Below are 3,095 nucleotides of genomic sequence, written 5' to 3'. Positions count from 1 at the left end.
CCCCGCCGGGGCGCGAGCCGACGGCGACCGCCGGAACCGGCCAGACGCCGCCGGTGCAGCGGCCGCAGGCCGACAGCCGCAGCGTGCTGAACACGCTGGAGCGGCTGCAGGCCAGCCGGCCGTCGAACCAGCCGCCGACCGGGCGGCCCAGCCCGCCCGCCGGCACCCCGCAATCGGGCGGCGGCACGCCGACCGGCACCGCCTCGCTCTCGGCCGGGGAGAAGGCCGGCCTCGCCGACAAGATCAGCGAATGCTGGTCGGTGGATGGCGGCGGGCTCGGCGTGCGCGACGTCATCGTCGAGCTGCGGGTGGAGGTCGATGGCGGCGGCGTGGTGCGGAATGTCCGCGCCAATGGCGCCCCGCCCGGCGACCCGCGGGCGCGGGCGGTGTACGAGGCGGCGCGGCGCGCGCTGCTCGACCCCAAGTGCAACCCGCTGCCGCTGCCGCGCGAAAGGCTGGCGGCGCTGCGCGACACCGTCTTCCGCTTCAACCCCCGCGACCTCGGGCTGCGCTGACGCCATGCCCGTCATCCGGCCCGCCGCGGGGGCCTTGACCCGACCGGGCGCGCCGGCAATGTCCGCCGCCCTTGCTGCAGGAGAGTCCGCATGAGTCCGATGGACCAGGCGATGGCAGGCTTCCTCTCGCGCCGCGCCGCGCTGTTCGGCGGGGCGGCCCTGCTGCTGCCCGCCGCCGGGGGGCTCACGCGCTCGGCCTTCGCCCAGAGCTCGGTGGTGGACATCACCCGCGCCCGCACCGACCCGATCCCGATCGCCATCCCGGACTTCGCCGGCAGCGGCGACGGCCAGCGCGTCGGCCGCGACATCGCCCGGGTGGTGATCAACAACCTGAAGAATTCCGGCCTGTTCCGCCCGGTGGAGCGCGCCGCCTACATCCAGACGCCGGAGGCCGCGGCGGCGGCGCCGCGCTTCCAGGACTGGCGCGTCATCGGCGCCCAGGCGCTGACCACCGGCCGCGTCGATGCCGCCAGCGACCGCGTGCGGGTCGAATTCCGGCTGTGGGACGTGCTGCCGGAGGCGCAGATCCAGGGCACCGCCTTCACCGCGCCGGCGGCCAATTGGCGCCGCATCGCCCACCTGATCTCGGACGTGATCTACGAGCGGCTGCTGGGCGAGAAGGGGTATTTCGACACCCGCGTCGTCTACATCGCCGAGAGCGGGCCGCGCGACCGCCGCACCCGCCGCCTGGCGGTCATGGACCAGGACGGGGAGAACAACCGCTTCCTAACCGACGGCTCCGCCGCCGCGCTGACGCCGCGCTTCCATCCGAACGGCCAGCAGATCGCCTTCATGTCCTATGCGCGGGGGGAGCCGAAGGTCTTCCTCTATACGCTGGATGGCGGCCGGCCGGAGCCGCTCGGGAATTTCCCCGGCATGACGCTGTCCCCCCGCTTCAGCCCGGACGGGCGGAGCGTCGTGCTCTCCGCCACGCGGGGCAATGACAGCAACATCTACCTGGTCGATATCGGGTCGCGGCGGGAACGGCAGCTGACCTCGGGCGGCGGGCTCGACGTCTCCCCCTGCTTCTCGCCGGACGGGTCGCAGATCGTCTTCAACTCCGACCGCGGCGGCGACCAGCAGCTTTACGTCATGTCGGCCGATGGCGGCGGCATCCGCCGCATCTCCTTCGGCCGCGGCCGCTACGCCACGCCGGTCTGGTCGCCGCGCGGCGACCTGATCGCCTTCACCCGCTTCGGCGGCGGCAGCTTCGCCATCGGCGTCATGCGCCCGGACGGGTCGGGCGAGCGCATCCTGACCGAGGGCTGGGGCATGGAAGGCCCGACCTTCGCGCCGAACGGCCGGGTGATGATGTTCTTCCGCGAGACGCAGGCGCGCGACGCGCGCGGCAGCGGCTATTCCTCCCGCCTCGCCTCCATCGACATCGCCGGCTTCAACGAACGGCAGATCGTCACGCCGACCGACGCATCCGATCCCACTTGGTCGCCGTTACTGTCATGATCCGATGCCGTCAGGGTTGCGCGGCCCGTACCGATCACCCGCATCCCTGACGGTTTCGTGTTCCGTTGCCTTGACCCTCTCGACTGCGGGTTGTAACGCCGGGGCCAGGTTGACAGCAGCCGCGTGCTGCGCGTGGAGAAGGACCGAAGGCATGAACACCCCGAAGCTGCTTGGCGCGTTCGCCGCCGTCGCGCTGCTCGCCGCCTGCGAGTCCGCGACCGACCAGGCCGCGACCGGCGCCGGCGCCGGCGCGACGGGCAGCACCATCCGCCCGGGCAGCCAGGAAGACCTGATCGCCCAGGCCGGCAGCGACCGCGTGTTCTTCGACTTCGACAGCGCGGTGATCCGCGGCGACCAGCGCCCGACCCTGCAGCGCCAGGCGACCTGGATGGGCGGCAACCCGGCGGTGACCGTGCAGGTCGAGGGCCACACGGATGAGCGCGGGACGCGCGAGTACAACCTGGCGCTGGGCCAGCGCCGCGCCAATGCGGCGCGCGACGCGCTGGTCGCGGGCGGCGTCGCCGGCGGCCGCGTCGCCACCATCTCCTACGGCAAGGACCGGCCGGCGGCGCTCGGCTCGACCGACGATGCCTGGGCGCAGAACCGCCGCGCCGTCACCGTCGTCCGCTGACGCCCTTTCCTGTCCGCCGCTGGCGCGGACGCCCGGCACTCTCCCGCTGACGCGGGCGCCCGTCACTCACCCGCCGCGGCGGGCGCCCGGTGCTGACAACCGCGTGCCGGCCCCCTGGCGGGGGCGCCGGCCGCGCTGGTAAGGGGATGGCCGGCATGGCCGCCCCGCGACGAGGCTGCAACGGGACGACGCGGCGGCGGCCACGTCGTCCCGTTCCGTTTGAACCACGCCAATCCGCTGATCCCGTGCGCCGCCGCCCCTCGCGGCCGGCCCGCCCCCGGAGGCCCTCGATGCGCCGCGCGTTCGCCGCCCTGCTGCTTGCCACCCCCCTCCTGCTGCCGGCCTCCGGCCCCGCCCGGGCCCAGGCCGAGAGCCGGGAGGGCATCTTCCTGCAGAACCAGATCCTGCAGCTGCGGCAGGAGCTGGAGCAGCTGCGCCGCGGCGGCGGCCTGGCCGCGCCGGCGCCGGTCGCGCCGCAGCGCGGCGGC

The 3,095-nt window shown here is 74.4% G+C and carries 2 protein-coding genes and 2 pseudogenes; all 4 read left to right on the top strand.

The annotated features are described in order from the left end of the window. Nucleotides 1–515 (top strand): annotated as a pseudogene (locus E2C05_RS30305) (hypothetical protein); the annotation flags it as partial. 90 nt (nucleotides 516–605) lie between these two features. Next, nucleotides 606–1,976, top strand: a complete 1,371-nt coding sequence (gene tolB, locus E2C05_RS30300; RefSeq protein WP_338045219.1) for a Tol-Pal system beta propeller repeat protein TolB — start codon at nucleotides 606–608, stop codon at nucleotides 1,974–1,976. Between the two features lie 151 nt (nucleotides 1,977–2,127). Beyond that, complete coding sequence (pal, locus tag E2C05_RS30295) at nucleotides 2,128–2,607, top strand: peptidoglycan-associated lipoprotein Pal (protein ID WP_133223331.1); 480 nt, start codon at nucleotides 2,128–2,130, stop codon at nucleotides 2,605–2,607. A 290-nt stretch (nucleotides 2,608–2,897) separates the two neighbouring features. Next, nucleotides 2,898–3,095: pseudogene (locus E2C05_RS30290) on the top strand (tetratricopeptide repeat protein); the annotation flags it as partial.

The sequence above is a fragment of the Paracraurococcus ruber genome (assembly GCF_004353985.1).
GTDB lineage: Bacteria > Pseudomonadota > Alphaproteobacteria > Acetobacterales > Acetobacteraceae > Paracraurococcus > Paracraurococcus ruber.
This window is presented reverse-complemented; position numbering and strand designations above follow the sequence as displayed.